The sequence below is a fragment of the Ferranicluibacter rubi genome (assembly GCF_011603255.1).
Classification (GTDB): domain Bacteria; phylum Pseudomonadota; class Alphaproteobacteria; order Rhizobiales; family Rhizobiaceae; genus Ferranicluibacter; species Ferranicluibacter rubi.
Window position 1 is genome coordinate 1 of sequence record NZ_JAANCM010000012.1, and the last position, 24,741, is coordinate 24,741.

Annotated in this window: 24 protein-coding genes; 8 read left to right on the top strand and 16 right to left on the bottom strand. The window is 63.7% G+C overall.

Annotation, left to right across the window (positions count from 1 at the left end; all coding sequences use genetic code 11):
• The 6 genes from G8E10_RS19955 to G8E10_RS19980 all read right to left on the bottom strand — a co-directional run.
• Positions 1-1,649 (bottom strand): bifunctional metallophosphatase/5'-nucleotidase (locus tag G8E10_RS19955; protein ID WP_167130448.1); only part of this gene is annotated, 1,649 nt, incomplete at its 3' end.
• A 139-nt stretch (positions 1,650-1,788) separates the two neighbouring features.
• Entirely contained in the window at positions 1,789-2,160 is a 372-nt protein-coding gene (gene omp10, locus G8E10_RS19960; protein WP_092930366.1) for an outer membrane lipoprotein Omp10, read from the bottom strand.
• A 214-nt stretch (positions 2,161-2,374) separates the two neighbouring features.
• Entirely contained in the window at positions 2,375-3,826 is a 1,452-nt protein-coding gene (locus tag G8E10_RS19965) for a homospermidine synthase (RefSeq protein WP_132448524.1), read from the bottom strand.
• 158 nt (positions 3,827-3,984) lie between these two features.
• Entirely contained in the window at positions 3,985-4,626 is a 642-nt protein-coding gene (locus tag G8E10_RS19970) for an aminotransferase class IV family protein (RefSeq protein WP_167130449.1), read from the bottom strand.
• Complete coding sequence (locus G8E10_RS19975; RefSeq protein ID WP_167130450.1) at positions 4,623-5,789, bottom strand: aminodeoxychorismate synthase component I; 1,167 nt, start codon at positions 5,787-5,789, stop codon at positions 4,623-4,625. Before G8E10_RS19975 ends, G8E10_RS19970 begins: the two co-directional genes overlap by 4 nt.
• A 200-nt stretch (positions 5,790-5,989) precedes the next feature.
• Entirely contained in the window at positions 5,990-7,807 is a 1,818-nt protein-coding gene (locus G8E10_RS19980; RefSeq protein ID WP_281517702.1) for a M3 family oligoendopeptidase, read from the bottom strand.
• Positions 7,808-8,038: 231 nt separating this feature from the next.
• Here G8E10_RS19980 and G8E10_RS19985 point away from each other — a divergent pair, with 231 nt between their 5' ends.
• The 3 genes from G8E10_RS19985 to G8E10_RS19995 all read left to right on the top strand — a co-directional run bounded on the left by G8E10_RS19985 (position 8,039) and on the right by G8E10_RS19995 (position 12,721).
• The gene (locus G8E10_RS19985; protein WP_167130452.1) at positions 8,039-9,604 is read left to right on the top strand and encodes a sigma-54-dependent transcriptional regulator; all 1,566 of its coding nucleotides are present in this window, start codon (positions 8,039-8,041) and stop codon (positions 9,602-9,604) included.
• A gap of 195 nt (positions 9,605-9,799) precedes the next feature.
• Positions 9,800-11,803, top strand: a complete 2,004-nt coding sequence (locus tag G8E10_RS19990; protein ID WP_167130532.1) for a peptidoglycan L,D-endopeptidase MepK — start codon at positions 9,800-9,802, stop codon at positions 11,801-11,803.
• Positions 11,804-11,992: 189 nt separating this feature from the next.
• Positions 11,993-12,721 (top strand): helix-turn-helix transcriptional regulator, encoded by a 729-nt coding sequence (locus G8E10_RS19995; RefSeq protein WP_132448518.1) that lies wholly within the window; start codon positions 11,993-11,995, stop codon positions 12,719-12,721.
• Between the two features lie 93 nt (positions 12,722-12,814).
• Here the strand turns inward: G8E10_RS19995 and G8E10_RS20000 are convergent, their stop codons facing one another.
• The 3 genes from G8E10_RS20000 to G8E10_RS20010 all read right to left on the bottom strand — a co-directional run bounded on the left by G8E10_RS20000 (position 12,815) and on the right by G8E10_RS20010 (position 14,448).
• Entirely contained in the window at positions 12,815-13,081 is a 267-nt protein-coding gene (locus tag G8E10_RS20000; protein ID WP_092989277.1) for a DUF2312 domain-containing protein, read from the bottom strand.
• A gap of 199 nt (positions 13,082-13,280) precedes the next feature.
• A complete protein-coding gene (locus G8E10_RS20005; protein WP_167130533.1) occupies positions 13,281-13,586 on the bottom strand; it encodes a DUF1244 domain-containing protein in 306 nt (101 codons plus the stop codon).
• A gap of 67 nt (positions 13,587-13,653) precedes the next feature.
• On the bottom strand, positions 13,654-14,448 hold the full coding sequence (locus G8E10_RS20010) for an N-formylglutamate amidohydrolase (RefSeq protein WP_167130453.1): 795 nt from the start codon (positions 14,446-14,448) through the stop codon (positions 13,654-13,656).
• Positions 14,449-14,673: 225 nt separating this feature from the next.
• On the opposite strand from G8E10_RS20010, the gene G8E10_RS20015 reads away from it, so the two are divergent.
• Positions 14,674-15,117, top strand: a complete 444-nt coding sequence (locus G8E10_RS20015; protein ID WP_425530860.1) for a DUF1036 domain-containing protein — start codon at positions 14,674-14,676, stop codon at positions 15,115-15,117.
• Entirely contained in the window at positions 15,117-16,556 is a 1,440-nt protein-coding gene (gene pyk, locus G8E10_RS20020) for a pyruvate kinase (protein ID WP_110729975.1), read from the top strand. Before G8E10_RS20015 ends, pyk begins: the two co-directional genes overlap by 1 nt.
• Before the next feature lie 61 nt (positions 16,557-16,617).
• Here the strand turns inward: pyk and G8E10_RS20025 are convergent, their stop codons facing one another.
• From G8E10_RS20025 to G8E10_RS20050, 6 genes are all read right to left on the bottom strand, one after another.
• Positions 16,618-17,652 (bottom strand): alpha/beta hydrolase, encoded by a 1,035-nt coding sequence (locus tag G8E10_RS20025; RefSeq protein WP_245420078.1) that lies wholly within the window; start codon positions 17,650-17,652, stop codon positions 16,618-16,620.
• Positions 17,653-17,815: 163 nt separating this feature from the next.
• A complete protein-coding gene (locus tag G8E10_RS20030; protein WP_245420077.1) occupies positions 17,816-18,397 on the bottom strand; it encodes a tetratricopeptide repeat protein in 582 nt (193 codons plus the stop codon).
• A gap of 183 nt (positions 18,398-18,580) precedes the next feature.
• Positions 18,581-18,706 (bottom strand): type B 50S ribosomal protein L36, encoded by a 126-nt coding sequence (gene ykgO / locus G8E10_RS20035; protein ID WP_034855034.1) that lies wholly within the window; start codon positions 18,704-18,706, stop codon positions 18,581-18,583.
• A gap of 173 nt (positions 18,707-18,879) precedes the next feature.
• The gene (locus G8E10_RS20040; protein WP_167130454.1) at positions 18,880-19,959 is read right to left on the bottom strand and encodes a 5-(carboxyamino)imidazole ribonucleotide synthase; all 1,080 of its coding nucleotides are present in this window, start codon (positions 19,957-19,959) and stop codon (positions 18,880-18,882) included.
• Complete coding sequence (gene purE / locus G8E10_RS20045) at positions 19,956-20,456, bottom strand: 5-(carboxyamino)imidazole ribonucleotide mutase (protein WP_167130455.1); 501 nt, start codon at positions 20,454-20,456, stop codon at positions 19,956-19,958. Before purE ends, G8E10_RS20040 begins: the two co-directional genes overlap by 4 nt.
• A gap of 121 nt (positions 20,457-20,577) precedes the next feature.
• On the bottom strand, positions 20,578-20,781 hold the full coding sequence (locus tag G8E10_RS20050; protein WP_092930336.1) for a YdcH family protein: 204 nt from the start codon (positions 20,779-20,781) through the stop codon (positions 20,578-20,580).
• Between the two features lie 298 nt (positions 20,782-21,079).
• Here G8E10_RS20050 and G8E10_RS20055 point away from each other — a divergent pair, with 298 nt between their 5' ends.
• Complete coding sequence (locus G8E10_RS20055) at positions 21,080-21,253, top strand: YdcH family protein (protein ID WP_110800788.1); 174 nt, start codon at positions 21,080-21,082, stop codon at positions 21,251-21,253.
• A 988-nt stretch (positions 21,254-22,241) separates the two neighbouring features.
• On the opposite strand, the gene G8E10_RS20060 is transcribed toward G8E10_RS20055, so the two are convergent.
• Entirely contained in the window at positions 22,242-22,502 is a 261-nt protein-coding gene (locus G8E10_RS20060; RefSeq protein WP_092989283.1) for an ArsR/SmtB family transcription factor, read from the bottom strand.
• 265 nt (positions 22,503-22,767) lie between these two features.
• Here G8E10_RS20060 and G8E10_RS20065 point away from each other — a divergent pair, with 265 nt between their 5' ends.
• Together G8E10_RS20065 and G8E10_RS20070 are read left to right on the top strand one after the other, a co-directional pair.
• Positions 22,768-23,421 carry a thiamine phosphate synthase gene (locus G8E10_RS20065; RefSeq protein ID WP_132448514.1) on the top strand — a complete coding sequence of 218 codons (654 nt, stop codon included), beginning with the start codon at positions 22,768-22,770 and terminating at the stop codon, positions 23,419-23,421.
• Between the two features lie 65 nt (positions 23,422-23,486).
• Positions 23,487-24,662 carry a tetratricopeptide repeat protein gene (locus tag G8E10_RS20070; RefSeq protein ID WP_281517703.1) on the top strand — a complete coding sequence of 392 codons (1,176 nt, stop codon included), beginning with the start codon at positions 23,487-23,489 and terminating at the stop codon, positions 24,660-24,662.
• The last annotated feature ends 79 nt before the right edge of the window (positions 24,663-24,741 follow it).

Here is a 24,741-nt window from a genome sequence, read left to right on the forward strand (position 1 = left end):
GCGGGGGCCTGCTTTGCCGGGGGCACGTAGCTCGCCGGCGTCAGATCGGTGATGCGGCCATCGGTATAGGGCTTGTAGGGGTTGTGGGCGCCGAGATAGGCGGCTACCGCTTCTTCGAGATTGGGTCCGAAGTCGTAGGCATTCTTGGCGTTGGTCGCGAAGATCTTGAAGCCGTCGCCGCCGCCGCGCACGTAGTTGTTGGTGACGACGCCATAGGTCTTGGCGGGATCGATGGCCGTGAAGGCGTCGCCCTCCTTCACTTCGACGGCGCTGATACGGCTGCCGACCGGCTTCGACCGGTCGAACGCATATTTCAGGCCGGCAACCTGCAGGAAGCGGCCGCCGCCGTCATCCACCTGGCTCACCGCGTTCTCAAGTGCGGCCAAGAGATCGGCGCCGGTCAGCTGGAAGGTGGCGATGGTGTTCTGGAACGGCAGCACGGTCAGCACTTCGCCCATGGTCACCGGGCCCGCATCGATCGGCGCGCGCAGCCCGCCGCCGTTCTGCAGGGAGATGGTGATGCCCTGGTCCTTCACGCGGTCGAGCTGCGCGTCGGCCAGCAGGTTGCCCATGCTGCATTCCCTCGCGCGGCAGACCTTCCGGTCGCCCTCGATGGGGCCGGAGGTCTCGCCGACCACCTTCTGCTTCAGTTCCTCGATCGGCGCCTTCAGCTCGTTGATGCGCGCCGTCATCGCGGCATCGGGTGTAAACGTGCTGTCGATCAGGATCGGCTCGCCGGTCGCTTCCTTTACCACGCCCGCATCGTCGAAGACGATCTTCAGGTCGCCGAGATATCGGCTGTACTGAAAGGCCTGCACGACCGGCACCTTGTGGCCGTCGGGATTGTCGACCCAGGTCGGGTAAGGCCCTTCGGCGCCCTCGACGGTGTTGGACAGCAGTGTGTGGGAATGCCCGCCGACGACGACGTCGACATCGGGGATCTTGGCGATGGCCGAGAGGTCGCGCGGATAGCCGACATGGGTGAGCGCGATGATCTTGTTGACGCCCTGCGCCTTCAGGGCGGCGACCGCCTCGGTGATCTTGGCGACATCGTCGGCGATGGTGATGTTCGGGCCGGGATTGGCGATATCGGGCGTGTCGTTGGTGACGGCGCCGACGATGCCGATCTTCTGGCCGCCCTTCTCGATGACGATGGAGGGCTTGATGCGGTCGCCGATCTTGGCGGCGGCACTCGGCACGACATTGGCGGTGACGACGGGGAACTGAACCTTGTCGAGGAAGGTCGCCAGCACGTCGTCGCTGTCGTCGAACTCATGATTGCCGACGGTCATGGCGTCGAACTTCATGGCGTTCAGGACCTCGGCTTCCGTCGCGCCCTTGTAGGTCGTGTAGAACAGGGAGCCCTGGAAGTTGTCGCCGGCATTCAGCAACAGCGTGTTCTTGCCGGCACCATCCAGCGCGCCGCGCGTGGTGTTGATGGCGGTCAGCAGGCGGGCGGCGCCGCCGAAGCAGGCGTTCTTGGCTTCCTCTTCTGCGGAGCAGGTCGCATCGGACTTGTTGATCGCCTCAATGCGGGAATGGAAGTCGTTGATATGAAGGATGTTCAGTTCGTAATCGGCAAAAGCGGCACCTGTGGACAGGGCCAGCAGGGACGCAGCCATCAGGCCGGTCTGCAGGGTGCGGATCATCACGATCTCCTCTTTGTCGTACGCATGCCCGCTGCCGGGGATCCGGCACCGGACATCGGGATCGTTTCATCCCGCCGTCCCGACTTCAAGGAGAAAGAGCAATGCCCTGCGATTTTTGCCGCCTAGATGTCGTCAGGTTTTACACGCGGCGCGACAGCGAGAACTGGGCGCCGGTGTCGGTCGTGCAGTTGAGCTGCGAATTGGTGACCATGGCGCAGTTGACCTTCTGCTGGGTCTTGCGAACCATCGATGTCATGTTGATCTCGACGAGCTTCGGCGTGATGCTGACATAGCTGCCGGAGGCGAGAATCTGGTTCGTGTCGGTCGTGCGGGTGGAGAAGGTGCCGCTTGCGAATGTCGAGACGATGCCGTTCGGATCGGCCCAGGTTCCCTCGACGCCCACCGGCATGGCCTGGCTTCTCGGCATCTGGCTGACCTCGCGCGGAGCGGACTGGCACGAAGCGAGTGACGCAGCGACGGCAAGGGCGGTCATGATGGCTTTGGGGTTCATTGCAGGGTCTCCGTAGTGCTCGGAACGATCGGAACGTCGAAAAACCATGACGTGATCAGCACTTGTTTGCAAGCGGTGCGGGCATGGCGGTCGCCGCGGTGATCGCTGCAAACCATCAAGCGCGGCTTTCGGGAGACAGTTAGGGGCGATCTGCGCAGAAAAAAGCCCGGAGCGATGACGCTCCGGGCTTTGTCCGGTCTCGATCGGTCGCGGCTTAGCGAACCAGGATGTTCTTGAACTGCCAGGCGTCGCTCTCGTCGATCTCTTCCGGGAAGAGGCCCGGGCGGCCGTCGAGCGGGGTCCAGTCGGTGTAGTGGCCTTCGACCGGGCCGAGATACGGCGTCTGCACTTCGAGGCAGCGCTTGTAGTCGATCTCGTCGGCTTCCACGATGCCGGCCTTCGGGTTTTCCAGCGCCCAGACCATGCCGGCCAGAACGGCCGAGGTCACCTGCAGGCCGGTCGCGTTCTGGTAAGGCGCGATGCGGCGGGTTTCCTCCAGCGACAGGCGCGAACCATACCAGTAGGCGTTCTTGTCGTGGCCGTAGAGCAGGACGCCGAGTTCGTCGACGCCGTCCACCAATTCGTTCTCGTCGAGAACGTGGAGAACCGGCTGCGGCGTGCCGCCATTGCCGAACATCTCGTGCAGCGACAGCACGGCGTCGTTGGCCGGATGGTAGGCGTAATGGCAGGTCGGGCGGAAGGTGACTTCGTCGTCCTTGTCGCGAACCGTGAAGTAGTCGGCGATCGAGATCGACTCGTTATGCGTCACGAGGAAGCCGTACTGGGGCCCAGGCGTCGGGCACCATGTGCGCACGCGCGTGTTGGCGCCGGGCTGCTCCAGATAGATGGCGGCCTGGCAGCCCTTCTTGTGCTTCTTGGCGTTCTTCGGCATCCAGTTTTCATGGGTGCCCCAGCCGAGTTCGGCCGGCTGCAGGCCTTCCGATATGAAGCCTTCGACAGACCATGTGTTCCAGAAGACGTTGAGCGGCTTCGGGTTCTTGGCGCGCTGCGTGTCGCGCTCGGCAATGTGGATGCCCTTGACGCCGACCTTCTTCATCAGCTTCGCCCAGCCTTCGCGGTCGTGCTGGTCCGGCTCGTCGAACTTGACGTCGAGATCGTTGGCGAGGTTCACCAGTGCCTGCTTGACGAACCAGGAGACCATGCCCGGGTTTGCGCCGCAGGTGGAAACGGCCGTCGTGCCGCCCGGGTTCTTCTTCTTCTCGTGGCGCATGGTCTCGCGCAGCGCGTAGTTCGTGCGCTCGGAGTTCTTCATGCTCTTGTCGAAGTAGAAGCCGAGCCAGGGCTCGACGACCGTGTCGATATAGAGAACGTCGAGTTTGCGGCAGAGCTTCACGAGATCGACCGAGCCGGTATCGACCGACAGATTGACGCAGAAGCCCTGACCGCCGCCGGCCGTCAGAAGCGGCTTCAGCAGTTCCTTGTAGTTTTCCTTGGTGACGGCCGCCTTGATGTGCTTGACGCCGTGCTTCTTCATGATCTTCAGGTCGGCCGCGTCTTCACGCGGGTCGATGACGACCATCCGGCTCTTGTCGTAGGTGAAATGCCGCTCGATCAGCGGCAGGGTGCCGCGGCCGATGGAACCGAAGCCGATCATGACGATCGGGCCGGTGATTTCGCCGTAAACCGGATGAGAGGCTTCCGCCATAGGGTCTTCTCCTGAACGTGTTCTTTTAAGGCAAGCCGATCCGGGTTCGGTCGGCTCTGGGCAATATGCGCGCCCCTAGATCATAAATCGATGTCACAATAAAGGGCCGGCATCTTTCGGCGATCCCTTAAATGACGGCTCTCGTGGTGCCGAAGGGTTCAGGACTCGACCAGCCGGGCGGGAATGAGGCCGCGCAACGCATTGCCCATGAACAGCGAGCCCGCGCGCACGGCATCGAGTGTCAGGCGCTCGACACGGGCGCGGCGGGCGCAGATCAGCTCGGTGCGCAACACGCCGGCCAGCAGGCCGCAGGCGATCGGCGGGGTTTTGAGAATGCCTGTGCCATCGTCCAGAAACAGCGAGGTGATGGTCCCCTCGCAGGGTTCACCGCGCTCGTTGAGCAACAGCACCTCGTCGGCCTCTCCCGCCGGCCACTCGCCACGCGCCGCGTCATAGGCATCCCGCCGGCTCGTCTTGTAGCGGAGCAGCGGATTGGTCGAGGCGAGGCGGGTTTCGGCAATCCGGACGCGCCAGACGGTGCCCGGCGGCTGGGCCGTGAAGGGCACGACGGCGATATCGAGGTGGCCGTCGCGCGCGAGTTCCAAACGGACGCGGGAGGGACAGGCAGCGTGGGCAACGGCGCGTTCGAGCCGGGAGGTCACGTCGTTCGGCAGGGTGAAGCCGAGGCGGCGGGCGGAGCGGGAGAGGCGAGCCATGTGCAGGCGCAGTCGCGCGAAGCCGGTGTCGGGACTCTGGGGCGGTTCGTATCGCAGCGTCTCGATCAGGGTGAAATCGCTCATGGCGCATTCCCCAGTGCGGGGGCCTCGTCGCCCAGCGCGAAGCGGGCCTTCAGCAGGCATTCGGCATATTCCGCCTCGGCGGTAGAATCATAGACGATGCCGCCGCCGACATTAAAGATCGCTTCGCCGGTGTCGAACAGCGACAGGGTGCGGATGGCCACGCTGAAACGCATGTCGCCGTTCGGCGCGATATGGCCGATGGCGCCGCAATAGGCGTCGCGCGGGCCCGTTTCCAGCGTGCTCAGGATCTCCATCGCCCGGATCTTCGGTGCACCCGTCACCGAGCCGCAGGGAAAGAGAGCCCGGAAGATGTCGGCGATGGCAAGGCCCGGAGAGAGCCTTGCCTGGACATGGCTCACCATCTGGTGGACGGTCGGGTAGGTCTCGATGTCGAACAGCCGGGGCACGTCGAGGGTGCCGACCTCGGTAATGCGCGAGATGTCGTTGCGCAGGAGATCGACGATCATGCGGTTTTCCGCCTGGGTCTTGCCATCGGCCAGCATGGCCGCGACGATCGCTTCGTCTTCGGCAGGGGATGCGCCGCGCGGCGCGGTGCCCTTCATCGGATGCGTTTCGATCATCCCGTCCGCGATTCTGAAGAACAGCTCCGGCGAGCGCGACAGGAGGGTCGGGCCATCGAGATGGACGAGGGCCCCGTAGCGCACCGGCTGGCGCTCGATCAGCGACCAGAAGGCGTCGAGCGGATCGCCGTTCCAGCGGGCTGTGATCGGCATAGTGAGGTTCGCCTGATAGCAGTCGCCCTGCCGCAGATGGCGGTGCAGCCGGTCGAAACGATCGCGATAGGCGGGGAGATCCCAGGCGGCGCGGGGTGATGTGAGAAACGGCGTGTTGTCGCGCCGTCGTCGGGGCTGGCCAAGTGGATGGTCGGCGTCGGCCGGACGCTCGAAGACGCCGAAGCACAGGAGCGGCGTTTCCCGGTTTTCCGGCGCCAGCGGTGCCAGCCGGTCCTCGAACAGATAGCCAGCCTCATAGGCCATGAACCCCGCCAGCCACTTGCCGTTCGCCTTCGCCGCTTCCATGCGGGCGAAGGCGATGAAGACCTCGGCGCGCGTGCGCGCGGTGATGATCTCCAGCGGCTCGGCAAAGAGCGTCACCGTGCCGGTCGTGTCGTCGCTGAAGAGGATGAACGGGTCGGTGGGCATCGGGGTTTCCGGGTTGTGGGCTGCCCCTCATCCGGCTGCCGCCACCGTCTCCCCGTCCTGACGGGGAGAAGGAACGTGAGGTTGGCCGCTCGCTCAGACTGTGAGCACGCCACGTCCCCTCTCCCCGCGAGCGGGGAGAGGGTTAGGGTGAGGGGCGGAGGTGGGCGAAGAGTGTCATTTCAATCCAGCGCTCACGCGGGTCACGCCGCGTCCAGTGCCTCCAGCTCGTCGATCAGTCCTTCGATCATCGAAAGGCCCTTTTCCCAGAAGGCGGGGTCGGTGGCGTCGAGGCCGAAGGGGGCGAGGAGCTCGCTGTGATGCTTGCTGCCGCCGGCCTTCAGCATCTCGAAATATTTCTGCTGGAAGCCGCCCTCGGCCTTTTCATAGACGGCGTAGAGCGAGTTCACCAGGCAATCGCCGAATGCATAGGCGTAGACGTAGAAGGGCGAATGGATGAAGTGGGGGATATAGGCCCAGTAGGTCTCGTAGCCCTCCGAAATCGCGATGGCCGGGCCGAGGCTTTCCGCCTGTATGGACAGCCAGAGCTGGCCGATGGCCTCCGGCGTCAGCTCGCCGTCCTTCCGCGCCGTATGCAGCTTGCGCTCGAATTCATAGAAGGCGATCTGGCGCACGACCGTGTTGATCATGTCCTCGACCTTCTGGGCGAGCATCGCCTTGCGCTCGCGCTTGTCCGTCGTGCGCTCCAGCAGTGCGCGGAAGGTCAGCATCTCGCCGAAGACGGATGCGGTTTCCGCAAGCGTCAGCGGCGTCGAGGCCATCAGCGCACCCTGTCCACCTGCCAGCACCTGATGCACGCCATGGCCGAGTTCGTGCGCGAGCGTCATAACGTCGCGCGGCTTGCCCATGTAGTTCACCAGCACATAGGGGTGGGCCGAGGGCACGGTCGGATGCGCGAAGGCACCCGGCGCCTTGCCCGGGCGCACCGGCGCGTCGATCCAGCCGCCATCGAAGAAGCGGCGGGCGATGGCGGCCATTTCGGGGTCGAAGGCGCCATAGGCCGAGAGCACCGTCTCGCGCGCCTCGCTCCAGGGGATCAGGTGATTGGGCGTTTCCGGCAGGGGCGCGTTGCGGTCCCAGAAGTTCATCCGCTCCATGCCCAGCCACTTCGCCTTCATGGCATAGTAGCGGTGCGACAGGCGCGGATAGGCCTCGCGCACGGCCTGCGCCAGCGCGTCCACCACCTCGCGCTCCACCCGGTTCGCCAGATGCCGGCTGTCGGCGATGTCGGTAAAGCCGCGCCAGCGGTCGGAAATTTCCTTGTCCTTGGCCAGCGTGTTGGTGATGAGCGCGAAGGTGCGGATGTTGGCCTTGAACGTCGCAGCCAGTGCCTGCGCGGCCTTGCGGCGCGTTTCCGGGTCCGGCTCCTGCAGCAGGCTCAGCGTGCGCTCCAGCGGCAGCACCGCGCCATCCACGGTGAAGGTCAGCGCGGCCATGGTCTCGTCGAACAGGCGGTTGAAGGCGCCGGCACCGGTCATGGATTTTTCAAGGAACAGCTGCTCCAGCCGGTCGTCCAGCTGGTAGGGCTTGTCCATCCTCAGATCGAGAATCCAGGGGCGGTAATGCGCCGCCAGTGCGTCGGCGGCGAGTGCCGCCTCGAGCACCGCATCGTCGATCCGGTTCATCTCCAGCGCAAAGAACAGGAGATGGCTCGCATCGTCCGTGAGCTTGGCCTGCACATCGCCGAAGAACTTGCCGATTTCGGGGTCGGAGGTGTCGGTATAATAAGTGAGCCCGGCATAGGAGCCGATGCAGCCCATGAGGTCTTCCAGCGCCTCGAATTCCTGCACCGCCTTCCCCAGGCCTTCGTCACCGGTCTTTGCGGCCGCGTCCGTCAGGCGGCCCTTCCACTTGGCCTCGAAGGCCAGGCATTCGGCGCCGGCCTTTTCCATGTCGTCGCGGAAGGCCTGCGAATTCGGTGCGGGATAGAGATCCTCCAGCTTCCATGTCGGCAGGTCGCCCAATGCGGCGTCGAGGGTCGAGGCATCTGCGGGGCTCATGACATGCTCGGGAAAAGACGACGTCCGGGGAGAAAGGGTCATTGCGGTCACTCGCTTGCTTCGGCGCGCCAAGGCACTCGGCCGGCCTTGGCGCGGGGCCGGAACCTAACGTCCCCGTTGGTTAAAATGCAAGTCTTTCGCCAAACACCGTGTTCAATCCTTTGTGCCAGGAATGGACGCTGAAAGTGGCGCGCAGGACTGTGCGCCGATGACGTTGAGGCAGGAGGTCCCATGGCAGCGCAGATTCTCGTGATCGAGGACGATCCGGTCCAGCGGCGGATCCTGACAGGCATGATCGAGCGGCTCGGCCATATCGCGCATGTGGCTGAAAACGGTCGCGCAGGGCTCGATGTGCTGCTGCGCCGCGGCGCACGGATCGATGTCATTCTCCTCGACCTGATGATGCCGGAAATGGACGGCCATGCGGTGCTCGCGGCGCTGGCCGAACGCAATATCACCACGCCCGCCATCGTGCAGACCGGGCAGGGCGGCATCGAGACGGTGGTGCTCGCCATGCAGGCCGGCGCCTTCGATTTCGTGGTGAAGCCGGTCTCGCCGGAGCGGCTGGCGGTGGCCATCGGCAATGCCTTGAAGCAATCCGGTCGGCCCGTGCGCGGCTCGACCAGCCGGCGCAGCCGTGGCGATGTCGTGCGTTTCGAGGATGTGGTTTCCGCCAGCGAAGCGATGATCCGCGTGCTCGATCTTGCCAAGCGCGCCGCCCAGTCGAGCATTCCCGTGGTGCTCGAAGGCGAATCGGGCGTCGGCAAGGAGATGGTGGCGCGTGCCATCCAGTCCGGCAGCGACCGATCCGGCAAACCTTTCATCACCGTCAATTGCGGCGCGATCCCCGCCAATCTCGTGGAAAGCATCCTTTTCGGCCATGAGAAGGGCGCCTTTACCGGCGCGACCGAAAAGCATGCCGGCAAGTTCGTCGAGGCGGATGGTGGCACGTTGTTCCTGGACGAGATCGGCGATCTGCCGCTTGCCGTGCAGGTGAAGCTCCTGCGCGCCGTGCAGCAGGGCGAAATCGAGACGGTGGGTGCGCGCCTGCCGCAGAAGGTCGATGTGCGGCTGATCTCGGCCACCAACAAGGACCTGATCACCGAAGTCCGCGAAGGTCGGTTCCGGGAGGACCTCTATTACCGCCTGAACGTCTTCCCCATCGCCATTCCCGCGCTGCGCCGCCGCAAGGAGGACATTCCTCTGCTGGTGCGCAACTTCGTGGAGATCTTCTCCAGCGAGCAGCGACTGGCCAAGACACGCACGATCAGCCATGGCGCCATGGCGCTGCTGACGGCTTACGACTGGCCGGGCAATATCCGCGAACTGGAAAGTGCCATCTACCGCGCCGTCGTCATGGCGGAGCATTCCGAACTCGACGTCACGGATTTTCCGCAGTTGGCCGTCACGCTGCCGGACGGACTGGCGCATGGCGTGATCCCGCATCTCTCGTCCGAGCCGTTGCGGAGCGAGGGTTCGACCGGCGCTCCGTCGTTCTATGCCGGACTGTCGCATGCCCGTCCGGCACAGAGCGAACCGCCTCTCTCGCCATCCGAACGGCGCGCGATGCGGTCGGTGGAGACGGTAACCGATTCGGCCATTCCGAGCATCGACGCCGGTGGCAATGTGCGAAAGCTGGCCGAGGTCGAGGAGGAGCTGATCCGGTTCGCGCTGAAATTCTATCGCGGCCAGATGAGCCAGGTGGCGCGCAAGCTCGGCATCGGGCGCTCGACGCTCTACCGCAAGCTCAAGGATTACGGGATCGATCCGGACGATCCGTTCTCTGAAGCCGCGTGATTCACGTCCTGTTGGGACAAGCTTGCCTTACGCTTTCGTCGAAAACATGCGGTGTCGTTTAGACCTTGTTAGTGGTCCGTTCACTATATTATAAGGATAAGGGACGACTGTGGCATAAATGCCATGCTGTCACCGTATTTGATAGTCAACTGGACAGCCACAGGGAGCGGCGTGTCCGTCGACGGGGAAGAAGGTTTGCAGGATTTGTCGGGAATGATAACGCCTTTCGGCACCAAAGTGCGCGACCTTTGCCGCCGTTGGGCCGGCCGCATGCCGCGTCTTCTCGGATCGCTGGTCATTGCCGCATCCATGGTGACGCCCGGCGTGGTCCCCGCCGTCGAGGCTGCCGGGCAGACCCGGACGCTCAAGATCTTTTTCATCCATACCCGCGAGAAGGCCGAAATCACCTTCAAGCGCAATGGCCGCTACGACCCCAAGGGTCTGCAGCAGGTCAACAACATGCTGCGCGACTGGCGCCGCAATGAGCCGACGAAGATGGATCCGCGTCTTCTCGATCTGATCTGGGAAGTCTACCAGAAGAGCGGCTCGCGCGATTACATCCACGTCGTCTCCGCCTACCGCTCCCCGGCCACGAACGGCATGCTGCGCTCGCGCACCAAGGGTGTCGCCAAGAAGAGCCAGCACATGCTCGGCAAGGCGATGGACTTCTACCTGCCCGACGTGAAGCTGAAGACGCTGCGCGAAATCGGCATGAAATTCCAGGTCGGCGGCGTCGGCTACTACCCGACATCCGGTTCGCCCTTCGTCCATATGGATGTCGGCGGCGTGCGTGCATGGCCGCGCATGAGCCGCGGCGAATTGGTTCGCCTGTTCCCGGACGGCAAGACCATGCACCTTCCCTCCGACGGCTCGCCGCTTCCCGGCTATGAGCAGGCGGTGGCGGACTACAAGCGCCGTGTCGGCTCCAGCGCCATCGAAGTGGCCGGCGGCGGGACAAAGGGTGCCGGCGATCGCGACACCAAGCGCGGCGGCAAGAACCTCTTCGCCATGCTGTTCGGCGGTGGCGGCGACGAGGACGAAGATGCAACGGCGATTGCAAGCGGTGCCCCCAGCGGGTCCGAGAGCGATGATTCCGAAGCGCCTGCCCAGGCGCTCGCCCGTACCACCAAGCCCGCGACCGCTCCGGTTCAGCAGCCGGTTCTTGCCGGTGTAGAGGGTGCGGACGAAGGCCCCGTGGTTGCCGAACAGACCGTCAAGGCGCCGGTTCCGCTCGTTCGCCCTGCTTTCCAGGAAGCCGATACGGCCGTTCAGACCGCGCTCGTGGCGCCGACCCGGAATGCTGCGCAGGATGCTCTTGCCGCAGCGCTTCCCGATCCGGCGGCGACAGGCCTGGCGACCACAGGCGAGGAATTTGCCGATCTGCGGAGCTACAAGGTTCCCGTGCCGATGGCGCGCCAGACCGATCCGCAGGGTAGCGAGGCATTGCTTGCCAGTGCCGACCCGAATGCGATGACCGAGGATTCCGAAGCTCTTGGCTTCGTGCCCGTACCGGCCCTTCGTCCGGCTGGTGAAGCTGCCCTGATGGCGGTTGCCCAGGCCGACGTCTCCGGCGCAACGGCTGGCATGGCTGCACAGCCGCTGCCGGCACCGACAACGACGGCTCCGGCTGTGATTGCGACCGCACAGGCCCCGGTCGATACCGCGGCGGAAGCCGGTGCCAAGGTTGCCCTTGCGGCCCCGACCGTCGCCACCATCCCTGCTGCGCGACCGGAAGCCGTGGCCACGGCGCAGACGCCGCCGGCCGTTCCGGCCCGTGATCCCACCCGCATCGCTGCGGCACCGGTTCGCCCGGCCAACCCGCCGGTCGAGCTTGCGTCCTACGCGCCGGCTCCGTCGTCCGCACCGCGTGATCCGTTCGGCAGTGCCTTCGATGCGCCCGCCGAGGTGCCGACCAAGGCCGCCCGTCCCAAAAAGGTTCAGGCCGATGCCGCGCATCGCACCTCCGTGCGCACGGAGCCGAAGCTGACGCAGAAAATCATTGCGGAATGGGCGCTCTCGACCAGCCGCATGGCGACCTTGTCGAAACCGGTGAAGGCACCGCGCTTCGTCTCCCGCTCGCTGCGTGCCTCGCCGACGACGGTCTACTCCGCCGGTTTCACCAACCGTCCGGCCGTGGCCGATACGGCAAAGTTCAGCGGTACAGCTGTCAACTTCATGGAAGTTCAACGTTTCAACTGAGGGTGGCGGTATTTGAGGTGCGACCTCAGCCATTCCCGCTCCCTAAAACACAAAAATGCCCCGGAAACCCGGGGTATTTTTGTCTCTATACGGTAAATCCCCTAAAAATAGATCTTTTGGTTGTAAACTCGGGCGAAATTTGACACCGTCTCAGCAGACTTACAGTAAGTCAGCATTCGGAGTCCGGTCATGGCCACCAAGGCACACTCATCGCTCTCCCCATTCAGTCCGGAATGGCGCGATCTGAATTCCGTTCCTCGGCATCGCTATTTCACGTCGAATCCCGTGGTCGATCGCCTCAGGCGTGCGGTGCCGTTCGATCATATCGCGATAAGTGGACTCGACCTCGAGGGGTATCAGTTCGGACATGGTGTGTCCGTGGATACGGACCTGCCGCCTGCCTATGTCGAGACCTATGCGCGCGAGCGGCTCTATGAGATCGATCCGTTCGTCAAGGCCGCGCTTTCGGGAAAGGTCGTGATCGAGGCCGAGGTCTTCGCGGAGACGCCGAGGCCTGCCCTTCTGGAGCGTGTGACATCGACCTTCAACGTTCACAATCGAACGCTCGTGCCGGTCATGCGCAGTTCCGTGGTCTACGGCGCCGTCACCTTCATGCGGGAGCTGCCGTTCGACAGCGAAGAGCTCGCATTCCTCACACTGATCGCGCCCTCCCTGCATGCAGACGTCACGCGGCCGCTGATGGAGCGCTTTGCCGTTTCGCATCTGCGGTTGTCGCGCGGTGAAGTTGCCTGTCTGAAGCAGGCGAGCCATGGCCTGACCAGCGAGGGCATCGCGCGGGCGACGGGCTATCAGAACGATACGGTGAACAGCTACATCAAGTCGGCCATCAAGAAGCTGGGAGCCGCAAACCGCACCCACGCCATCGCCGATGCCATCCGACGAAACCTCATCCATTAAACTTGAGCGACCGCACAGGCCTTCAAACGCAAAACGCCGCCCGTCGAACATGACGCGCGGCGTTGATGCTGCCTGCGGATGACCGCGGCTGGACTATTCCATACCCAGAGCGGCCATGTAGGTCTGGAGGATCGTTTCCTCCTCGATGCGTTCGTTCGCATCCTTCTTGCGCAGGCGAATGATCGTGCGGATCGCCTTGGTGTCGTAGCCGCGGCCCTTGGCCTCGCCCATGACGTCCTTGATGTCGTCGGCAATCGCAGCCTTTTCTTCTTCCAGGCGCTCGATACGCTCGATGAACTGGCGAAGCTCGGCAGCGGCGACGTTTTCCACGCCCGTTTCCGGGATTGTTCTCTCGTCCATTCCTGTTGTCCTTTTCGTTCAGGCTGTTTGATTGAGCATACGCCTCGCCGTCCGGCCGGGGAGGGCGAAGACGGGATGCGGGAATTTCGGAGGCTTTCGGGCCTCATGCCCGGCTGGGCCGTCACCTGCCGTGAAGCAGCGTCGAGGTCAAGTCACTTTGCGCAAAGATTGCCGCGCACTGCCTCCGCCTGCATCGTGCTCACGCCTTCGGGCGGTTGATCTCGAAGGCCGCCTGCTTGTCGGTGCTCGCTTCGCGCTGGTGCTTCTCGCGCCATTCGTCATAGGGCATGCCGTAGACGATCTCGCGGGATTGCTCCTTGCTCAACGGCTGTCCACTCGCCTCGGCCGCATCGCGATACCAGTTGGAAAGGCAGTTCCGGCAGAAGCCGGCAAGGTTCATGAGGTCGATGTTCTGGACGTCGCTGCGCTCGCCGAGATGCGCCAGCAGGCGGCGGAAGGCGGCGGCCTCGAATTCGGTTCGCTGTTCCGGTGAGAGCTCGGGCATCGGGCTTGTGTCGGGCATAGGCATATCCTTTCGGTCGGCGGAGCGGGCAGGGCCCCAATGCAAAGTGTTACGCGGCGTAAGGCCCCGTGCGGGAGGCGTGTCGCTCCGTGCGGTGCAGGTCGGCGCGGGCGTTCAGCCGCTCGAAGATCGGCGCCAGACGGTCGATCCAGGCGGCGACGCCTTCGGGCGTGCCGATCTCGTCCTGGCGCACCTCGATCAGCGCATGCGGCATGCCGGTTTCCATGCAGTGGCGGTAGAGCGTGTCGCCCCGCAGGGCGCCGTCATAGGGTTCGTTGTCGCCGACCACGACGTCGCCGGGTTCGCGCAGCGCTGCCAGGAGCGGCAGCACGGCGCGCGCGTCGGTGTCCCAGAGCACGGTGACATGCCAGGGGCGGGGTTCGCCCTTCCAGGCCGGTGTGAACGAGTGGAGCGACAGGATGAGCGGCGTGCTGCCGCTTGCCTGCGCAACCTCGGCGATGGTGTCGGCCACGGCCCGGTGATAGGGGCGATGGTAGCCCTCCAGGCGTGCCTCGGCTTCTGCCTCCGATAAAGGATGATTGCCGGCGATGATCGCGCCGTCGGAAATCTTCATGATCAGGGTCGGATCGTCCTCGCCGCGGTTCGGGTCGATCAGCAGGCGGGAATAGCGGCTCATCACGGCGGGCACGTTGAGACGCTTGGCCAATCCCCGGATCAGCGGCTCTACGCCGATGTCGTAGGCGATGTGCCGGGAAAAGGCGCTTTCGGCCAAGCCGAGGGTGCCGTAGCGGGGTGGCAGCCGGTTGGTCGCGTGGTCGCCGAGCAGCACGAGCCCGCGGCCCATATCGCCTCTGATGATCTCGAACGGCGCCTCGTCGGCCATTGGGTTCAACCTCTTTGCATGCCTTTGCAATTTTGATGGCATGTCGAAAAGGCGATCGCAAGGCAGGCGCATCGGGACTATGCAATGCCTGCCTGGAAAAAGCCGGAAATGAGGGCTTACACCTCCGTTGACTTTCGCCCCGCACCGTCGCAAGAAAGTGCCTCGACAAAATGCAATGGAGCACCATTGGAAACCGTGTCTCGACATCTTCTCTCCTCGTCGAACATGCGTCGCTTGTCTCTCGGTGGATTGACTGTCTTCGCGCTCGCGCTCGCCTCCCCCCTCGTGGCAACGGAGGCGCGCGCCGAATTTCGCGTCTGCAACGGTACGCAGAACCTCGTCGGGGTGGCCATCGGCTACCGCGCCAAGGAAGGCTGGATCACCGAGGGTTGGTGGCAGGTACCTGCCACCACCTGCGCGACGCTGATCGAGGGCGAACTGCAATCCCGCTACTATTATCTCTACGCCGAAGATGCGGCGCGTGGTGGCCGGTGGACAGGCAACGTCAACATGTGCGCCGCTGAAAACGAGTTCAAGATCGTCGGCGTGCAGGACTGTTTTGCGCGCGGTTTCCAGCGCATGGGCTTCAAGGAATACGATACGGGACGCCAAGGCAGCTGGATGGTTCAGCTTTCCGATACGCCCGGGACTCAAGAAGGCCAGAATTGATGAGACGGAATAGAAAAGCCAAAATCCTTGCGACGCTGGGACCGGCGTCGAACGAAGAGGCGATGATCCAGAAGCTGCACGAGGCCGGTGCGGATCTCTTCCGCATCAATATGAGCCATGCCAGCCACGACATGATGCGCACGCTCATCGAGCGCATCCGCTCCGTCGAGGCCCGTTGCGGCCGCCCCATCGGCATTCTCGCCGACCTTCAGGGCCCGAAGCTTCGCGTCGGCAAGTTCGTCGATAGCAAGGTCGACCTCGTTCCCGGCCAGACCTTCACGCTCGACGACAACGAGGCGCTTGGCGACAAGACCCGCGTCTTCCTGCCGCATCCCGAAATTCTCGAAGCGGTCAAGGCCGGCGACCGGTTGCTGATCGATGACGGCAAGCTGCATCTGCGCGCCGAAAGCGCCGACGGCAAGAGCATCGTCTGTACCGTCGTGTCCGGCACCAAGATCTCCGACCGCAAGGGCGTGAGCCTGCCCGATACGCTGCTCGGCGTCGGCGTCCTCACCGACAAGGACCGCGCCGACCTCGATGCCGTGCTTGCCACGAATGAAGTCGACTGGGTGGCGCTCTCCTTCGTCCAGCGTCCCGAAGACCTGATCGAAGTTCGCAAGATCTCCGGTGGTCGCGTTGGCCTGATGTCGAAGATCGAGAAGCCGCAGGCGATCGAGCGGATCGACGAAATCATCGAGCTTTCGGATGCGCTGATGGTTGCCCGTGGCGACCTTGGTGTCGAGATGCCGCTTGAGGCCGTGCCCGGCCTGCAGAAGCAGCTCATCCGCGCCTGCCGCCGCGCCGGCAAGCCGGTCGTCGTCGCCACACAGATGCTGGAATCGATGATCTCGGCACCGGTCCCGACCCGCGCCGAAGTCTCCGACGTTGCCACCGCCGTGTTCGAAGGTGCCGATGCCGTCATGCTGTCGGCCGAGTCCGCCTCCGGCGATTACCCGGTCGAGGCCGTCGCGACCATGTCGTCGATCGCCAGCAAGGTCGAAACCGACCCGCATTATTCCGGCATCATCTACGCCCAGCGCACGCCGCCGGAAGCGACGGGTGCGGACGCCATCTCGCTTGCCGCGCACCAGATCGCCGAAACGCTGAAGCTGTCGGCCATCGTCTGCTACACGTCTTCGGGCAATACCGGCCTGCGCACGGCGCGCGAGCGTCCGCAGGTGCCGATCCTTGCCCTCTCGCCCGTCATCCAGACGGCGCGCCGGCTCTCGGTCGTCTGGGGCATGCACTGCGTCGTCACCAGCGATGCGACCGACCTTGACGACATGGTCAATCGTGCCTGCCGTATCGTCGCTTCGGAAGGCCTTGCCAATCCGGGCGACCGCATCATCATCTCGGCCGGTGTTCCACTCGGCACGCCCGGCGCCACCAACATGCTGCGCATCGCCTATATCAGCGAAGACGGCGCCGGCGGCGTCTAAGCGTTAGACTATCCAACAGCAAAACGCCGCGTTCCCTCATGGGGACGCGGCGTTTTCGTGTTCATTCCTCGTTGTCGCCGGCGATGCGTTTCTCCGCTGCGCGGGCGATTCCCTCAAGATCGGGCGTCTCACCGGCAACGGTCTCGATGGCGGCGATGGCGACGTCGGTGACGGTGTAGTCGGGCTTGTGGCCGAGATTGTGGATGGTTACCAGTCGTGAGCCGGCGATCGCCTCGTGCAGCTGGCGGGAGTGGATGTCCGGCAGGACGACCTTGTCCCGGTCTCCGGTGATGATGACCGTGGGCGCCGTGATCTCGACATAGCGCGGCGCGACCTTCGTGACATAAGCGAGCAGGTTGGCGATATCGACGGCATTGTTGCGGAAGGTCGCCGGGCGGAGCGCCAGATAGGTCTTGCTCTCGGCGATATAATCGTCCGGCCGGTGGTTGGGCGCAAAGACGCTGCGGGTGGCCTTGTCCACCAGCAGGCGGCCGACGGTGGGTGCAACAAGGGTCGCGAAGAGATCGCCGAGCAGGGGCGTCTTGGCGACGTCATAATACCATTCGACACCGCCCGGCCAGGGATGGGTGGCGGGGGAGAGGAAGACGAGCCCGGCCACCATGTCCTTGTGGTTTAGGGCAAAGGTCGCGGCGATCGCGCCGCCGAAGGAATGGGCGACGATGATCGCCTTGTCGATTCCCCGCTTTTTCATGAGGGCGGCCACCGCATCCGCCTGTCCGTCCGGATAGGCGTTGCGCGGCCCGCCGCGCTCCGAATAGCCGAAGCCGGGGCGATCGAGGAATAGCATCTCAGCCCGGCCTTCCAGCTTCGCACGAAAGGCTGCCATCGGGTCGTTGAGATTGGCGCTGGCGCCGTGGATGAAGACGATGGGCGGCAGGTCCGCGCCGGGCGGGCGGGGCACGTGAACGCTGTTCATGCGGGTGCCGCCGATATCGGTGAGCTCGCCGTCATGGCCGCTGGTCCGCTCGAAGGCGGATGCCTGATAGGTTCCGGCGCCGACCCCCACGGCCATCAGGATGAGGAAGGCGGCGAGCGTCGAAAGCATGATGATCCTGCGGGTCGGGAAGGGAGGCATGGTCTGTCGTCGTCACACCGTTAGCGATCCCGGAGCCGATGCGCTACACCGATGGTAGGGCTTGCGGTCTGGAATCGGATTTACGATGTCATACGGAGCGCTGCGGGAAACGGTTCAGCGGCACGCGGATCGGCCCATTGTCGAAAGGTAGAGTAAGGCCCTTTCAGGTCCGGTTGCCCGCCAGCTTCTCTTCCAGCTCGCCCACCTGCTCCTGCGCCTTGCGCTCGGCGGGGTAGACGGCGAGGAACTGTTCCCAGGCGCGCAGGGCCAGTTCGTCCTTGCCGGAGGCGGTGAGGATTGCCGCCATTCCCGCGAGCGCACCGAAGTGACGCGGCTCCAGCGCGAGCACGCGGTTGATGTCGGACATGGATTTCCGGTAGTTGCTCATCTGATAGTGCAGCGTCGCCCGCTGGTTCCAGCCTTCGACATAGTCGGGCGCCAGCGCGATGACCTGGTCGTAGAGGTCGAGGGCGCTCGGCTGTTTGCTGTCGGCCACGGCCTTTGCCGCCCACTGCATGAGCAGGTTCACGGTCGCACTGCCCGAATCCTGCCATTCCAGACGGATCTGCTCGGCAATGCCGCGCGCCTTCTCAGCGTCCCGTTCGCGCTTCAGCGCGGCAAACAGGGTGTCGAGCTTTTCTGCCCGCGTCGGGAGCTTTTCCGGCTCGGCAGGCTTCGCCGTGGACATCTCTGCCGTTGGCACCTGCGCGGTATCCGCTGCCTGGACAGCGCCGAGGGGCGACATGACGAGACATGCCGCAACCAAAGGGGCCAGGCAAAACGGTGCGGGAATCAGGGTACGGGACATGAAAAAGGCCATGGTGAGAAGGTATCCCGCCATGGCCTCAGATCAAATCAATTTTATGACATGTTTCTCGACCGAAGGTCGAAACACATGTCACTTCAGTCCCGCTTCGGCAGATATGCCTCAGCCCTGACGGGCTTTGAAACGCGGGTTGAGCTTGTTGATGATATAGACGCGGCCCTTGCGGCGAACCAAACGGTTTTCGCGATGACGGGCCTTCAGCGACTTAAGCGAATTTTTGATCTTCATCTTTCTGATCCGCAGTTGCGGCGAATGCACATTCGCACAGGGTCTAAACAATCAAAAAGCGCGCCTGCGAGCCTGTCAGGGCTGAGCGCGCTCTTTACGGTGGCTGGCAAATACCCCGCGCCCGGGCTGCTGTCAACCATAACGGCCGGGATTTCGGACGCGAAGCCCGGTTTTTAGCAGGTTTGCGACATCCGGCGCAAAGCCTGCCCAAGCACCGTCACATGGCCCATCTTCCGGCCCGGACGGGCATCCTCCTTGCCATAGAGATGAACGAGCGTACGGGGCTCCTGCAGCCAGCGCGGCAGGTCATGGATGTCGTCGCCGATGAGATTCTGCATCACCGCATCCGAATGGCGGGCGGTATGCCCAAGCGGCAGGCCGCAGACGGCGCGGATATGCTGCTCGAACTGCGAGACAACGCAGGCCGCCTCCGTCCAGTGGCCGGAATTGTGGACGCGGGGCGCGATCTCGTTGACGACAAGCCCGCCATCCGGCCGCACGAAAAACTCGACGCCGATGACGCCGACGTAATCCAGTGTTTCCAGAATCGCTCTTGCCGCAGCAGTCGCAGCCTGCGTGGCTGCCGCGTCGATTGTCGCCGGTACGGTGGAGGTGTGGAGAATGCCGTTGCGGTGAACGTTCTCCGCCGGGTCGAAGGCGGCGACCGCACCGTCGGTTCCGCGCGCGGCGATGATGGAGATCTCGCGGTCGAACGTGACGAAGCTTTCCAGAATCAGCGGCACGGCGCCCAGGCGCTCGTAGACGTCTGCTGCATTCTCGCTGCCATCGCGGAAGACATGTTGGCCCTTGCCGTCATAGCCGAGACGGCGGGTCTTGAGCACGCCCTTTCCGCCGAAATCGGCAAGGGCTGCCGTCAGCTCAGCGGCGCTGTCGATCGTGTGGAAACGGGCCGTCTCCAGGCCGCAAGCATTGAGGAAGCGCTTCTCGGTCACCCGGTCCTGCGCCACCTCCAGCGCCTTCGGCGGCGGATAGACCGGCCGGCTGCGGGCAAGGCGCGTGGCGGCGGCCACGGGCACGTTCTCGAATTCGTAGGTGACGATATCGCAGGCCTTAGCCAGTGCGTCGAGCGCGGCTTCATCGTCGTAAGCGGCTGCGATCTGCCGGTTGGCGGCCTGCGCTGCCGGACAATCCGCCTGCGGCTCGAGGATGACGGTGCGCACGTTCAGACGCGCGGCGGCCATGGCGAGCATGCGGCCGAGCTGGCCGCCACCGATGATGCCGAGCGTGATCATGCCGGGTCGACCGGATATTCGGCGACCGCGGCGCTCTGCTCTGTGCGCCAGATATCCAGCCTGTCGGCGAGATCCGGATCGGACAGGGCGAGCACGGCGGCCGCCAGCAGTGCGGCATTGATGGCGCCGGCGCGGCCGATGGCGAGCGTGCCGACCGGAATGCCCGCGGGCATCTGAACGATGGAGAGCAGGCTGTCCTGGCCCGACATGGTCTTCGACTGCACCGGCACGCCGAAGACGGGCAGGGCGGTCATGGCGGCGGTCATGCCGGGAAGGTGGGCGGCACCGCCAGCCCCGGCGATGATCACCTTGAAGCCTTCCTCGCGGGCGGAGGTGGCGAAGGTCACCAGCCGGTCGGGCGTGCGGTGAGCCGAAATGATGCGCGCTTCATAGGGAATGTCGAGCGCATCGAGCATGTCGGCGGCATTCTTCATGGTTTCCCAGTCGGACTGGCTTCCCATGATGATGGCGACGGGCGGCGGACCCGGGTTCGTCATGTCTCGCACTCCTTGAAGAGAGGTTCGCGGGATAGAGGTTGGCGCCGGCCTTCATGCAAGCCCGCGCTGGTCGATAAAGGGTTCACGCTCGGTCGTGTCTCACATCCGCATCAAGCCCATATCAGGCGATGATGTCGGGAATGATCACATCCTCGATCTTGGTGATCCTGTCCTTGATGACCAGCTTTTTTTTCTTCATCCGCTGAATTCTCAGCGCATCGCAGCCGGTCTGGATCATCGCATTGATGGCGACATCGTAATCCTCGTGCTCCTGCCGCAGACGCGCAACGCTCAGTCTGAGTTCGGCCTGGTCCTGATCGGGCATGCGGATTTCCCTGTCGGCATCCGGCGGCAGAACTGTCGTCGGGTAAGAAAGTTGGTGCGTGGCCGCACGGTCTCAAGCGGCCGGTTCGGATCATTGCGGCGCGGCGGGAACCTTCCGGCCCCGTGCGCGATTCATCCAAGGCGCGATCCTCTAGCATAGAACGATCGTTCACGGGAAGTTATCCGTTTCTGCGATTTCGCCTTCGACAAATCGGCAAACGCATGGCACACTTCCCCAGTTAGAACCTGAACATCCGGCGCCTGGCGACCGGATGCAAGCAAAAGGAAGGGACTGCCACATGAACATTGAGGCTCATCTTGCAACGCTTGAGAAAAAACACGGTGCTCTCGAAGAAGAACTGCATTCGGCTCTGACGAGACCGTCTGTGGAAGACGAGTATATTGCCACGATCAAGCGTCGGAAGCTGCGTTTGAAGGACGAAATCTCGAAGATCCGTTCGACGACTCATTGATTACGTAAAGCATTCTCTCCAGGGAAATTCACGTGACAGCCGGACCCAGCCGATCATGACGGCACGAGATCCGCGCTTTTGAAGCAAGACGCCTCGCAGACCGGCTCACCCCGTCTGCGAGGCGTCGGCTTTTTGGGCCGCCAGAATTGGTGCGCGCTGTGATGGAGTGCCGATGCTGGCGACCTGTTGCCGGGTCGTCCATACGGGTACTCCGCCGGACCGTCGTTCACGCAGCCTCTCCAAATCTCACAGCCTGTACGCTGATTCTGCCCGCTTGCCCGACGGCGGGGATGACCGGGAGTTGGCAAGGCGTGCGGACTCCTTATGCGGACCGTTCGGGCCGCGCCCTCTTTATCCGCCGATCTACGGCTGGCGACGGTGAAATCGGGTGATATGGGTCGAAGTGCGCCGTCGCGGGAGGGCTGGTCGTCGGGACGCAAGGCGTCACGCTGAAGAGCGCATGGTAAGCGAACGAATACAAAAATGGTGGGGCAACACCGGATGTCGCGCATCCAATGGGATCACAGTCTCGGCACACCACGAACGAACATTCCGTGCGCCCTGCCGCAGAGCCTGCGGAATGTGAAGCACACACCATGTCCGTGAAGCGACATGAGAACGAGCTAGCGCAGAACGGCACATTCCGCGAATAGTTCGATGAAGCGACCAAAAACGTCGCGAATATGCGACTTCGACGTGAACACGTTATAGAACGTTCGTCAGACGTACCGCACGCAGGTACGGTGCAATGCTCAATGCCTGCTGCACAATCAATCCCGATTCAGGGACTTACGCATCATACCCTTGAATCGGACACCACAATGCCGATCCTTCCACGGCTGAAACAGCGCATGCCTTTACCGAAAACGCCCCGAAGCCGCGTTCCGGTCACGGACAGAAGCCTTGTCCTCGCTCTGGCAGCTATCTTCAAGCGCCAGCCAACTCTCTGTGGTTGGTTTACCGCTGATAACCGTATGCACAGCGGCGACTAGGCCCAGAACTGATCCAACCAGAGATTGACGGCGTCGAATCCCGGCTTGTTGATCTGGTAGATGCGTTTCGTCCCGTTGGGCGAGACCGAAACGAGGTTGGAATCGAGCAGAGCCTTGAGGTGCTGCGAAACGGCCGGACGACTGATTGGTAAGCCTTCGGCAAGCTCATTGACGGTCTTCGGCGCGCGCCGAAGCTCCTCGAGCAGGTAGCGGCGGTTCGGGTCTGCGATGGCATTGAAGGGTGATAGATTTGACATATTAGAACGTTATTAGAAATGCACATTATCATCAAGTAAATTGTGCGTTGCCACAACCTATTTTTCGCAACCTTCTAATACTCGCCATTTGCGAGTATGATTTTTGGTGGGATTCTCTTGTAAGTAGAGATGCGCGTTCGCGCGGCTTGCCTTGGCAGGCGCACGGCGCGCCCTGGCATGGTTGATCCCCGGCGCGCGAGCGGCTATCGCTGAGCGCAAAGACAACACGCAGATGCACGCCCCCTTGGCCCGCTGGAGCACCTTCATGAGCTTGACCGACAATCGCTGCCGCCTCGTCCTCATCGTTCCCGATATCGCGGATGCCGCGGAGCGCGCCCGCATCGTCGGCGACGCGTTGAAAGGGGGCGACGTCGCCTCCGTCATCGTGCCGCAATACGGGCTCGATGACCAGGCCTTCCAGAAACATGCGGAAGCGCTTGTTCCGCTCATCCAGGAGGCCGGCGCTGCGGCGCTCGTCGCGGGCGATACCCGCGTCGCCGGGCGGGCCCGCGCCGACGGCTTGCATGTCGAGGGCAATCACGAGGCCATGACCGAGGCGATGGAGAAATTCTCGCCGAAGCTCATCGTCGGCGGCGGCAATGCGGCCGACCGGCATCATGCGCTGGAGATCGGCGAGGCAAAGCCCGACTATATCTTCTTTGGCAAGCTGAACGGCGACATCAAGCCGGAGGCGCATGGGAAGAACGTGGCGCTCGGCGAGTGGTGGTCGTCGATGATCGAGATCCCCTGCATCGTCATGGGCGGTGCCGACCCTGCCTCCGCCCTCGTGGTCGCAGAAAGCGGCGCGGAGTTCGTGGCGCTGCATCGTGCCGTTTTCGAGGTGCCGGAGCGGGCTGCTGCCGTGATTGCGGAGGTCAATGCACTGCTTGACGAAAAAGCGCCACGGTTTGGCGCTTAAGACCGGGAATGCTGGATCGTTCGCCCCGTCTCTGCCTTTTTTCTGCTGCCCTGTTCTCTGTGAGTATGGCCGGCCTGCCTGCGAGCGCGCAGGATGCGCTTCCGGGCGTCGAGCCCGATACAGCCATTATCGCTCCGGCCGACAAGCAAGCGCCGCCTGATACGGAAGCCGGGACCGAGCCGGAGGACGATGCGACGAGCGAGACCGGCGTGACGGCCAAGCGCGGCCGCATCACCCCGTTCAATGGCGCAGCCCTTCCGGAAAACGAAATTCCGGCGCTGCGGCGGCCGGGCGGCGAGGGAAAGCCTGCCGACGGCAAGATCGCGCCGTCCGGCGGCGTCAACGTGCTGGAGCGGATGGGCGTCGCCCTTCCGGCGCTTCCGGCGGAAAAGCCCTTCGAGGGCAAGGCCGACGATGCCTATGGCGCGTTCCAGCGCGGCTATTACCTCACGGCCATGGAGCTCGCTCTGCCGCGTGCGCAGCTGGGCGATGCCTCGGCGCAAACGCTGGTCGCGGAAATTTTCGCCCAAGGGCTCGGCGTGCCGCGCAAACCGAAGGACGCCGCCTTCTGGTACGGGCAGGCCGCAGCCTCCGGCGATCCCTCCGCCATGTTCAAATATGCGATCCTCCTGATGGAGGGACGGGACGTGCCGCGCGACAAGGCCCGCTCCGAGGAATTGATGAAGAAGGCGGCCGATCGCGGCAATGCCTCCGCCCAGTTCAACTATGCCCAGCTGCTGGTGGCCGACCAGCCGGGACAGGCCGGGCTGAAGGCAGCGATGCCCTATTACGAAAAATCTGCCGTACAGGGTATTGCGGATGCGCAATATGCGCTGTCGCAGATCTACCTGAATGTCGACGGCATTCCCGACGACAAGCGGGCACGGGCGCGGGAATGGTTGTTGCGGGCGGCCGCGGCCGGGGTCGATACGGCCCAGCTCGATGCCGGCATCTGGCTCGTGGACGGGGTCGGCGGCAGCCGCAACCTCGAACAGGGTTTCGGCTGGATGCTGCGTGCGGCGAATTCCGGCAATGTCGTCGCGCAGAACAAGCTCTCGCACCTCTATATCAATGCCATCGGCACGCGGCCCAATCCTGTGGAGGCGGCCAAGTGGTACGTGCTTTCGCGCCGTGCGGGCCTCAAGGACGACGATCTCGAGGACTTCTACCTCGGCATCGGCGAAGCCCAGCAGAAGGCGGCTCGCGAGGCCGCGAACCGTTTTCGTGCCGTGCGCGGCTGAGCGCTTGCGGCAGCCGTGCTGTTCGGCAGGTTTGCAGGGACTTGAAATTCGCGGGGATCTGTGGTCTTGAGGCGCCGCC